The 235-nt window shown below is 51.1% G+C and carries 1 protein-coding gene; it reads left to right on the forward strand.

The window, feature by feature from the left end; all coding sequences use genetic code 11:
• On the forward strand, positions 1-235 hold a 235-nt coding region (locus tag FLACHUCJ7_RS25065; RefSeq protein WP_219634173.1), incomplete at both ends, for a hypothetical protein.

Below are 235 nucleotides of genomic sequence, written 5' to 3' on the forward strand. Positions count from 1 at the left end.
AGCAAGCAATACAACAATCACCATCCCTGCAGGTCAACTGACCGGCACGATCACGATTGATCCGACCGATGACGCGCTGTACGAAGGAAACGAAACGGTCATCATCGATATCACGAATGTTACAGGAGCTACGGCGGGCAGTACCACTCAGGCAATCGTTACGATAACTGATGACGAGACCACCCCAACGGTAACACTTAGCGGAACAGCTTCAATCGCAGAGAATGCATCAGGA

It is taken from the genome of Flavobacterium salmonis (assembly GCF_903819435.1).
Lineage (GTDB): Bacteria > Bacteroidota > Bacteroidia > Flavobacteriales > Flavobacteriaceae > Flavobacterium > Flavobacterium chungangense.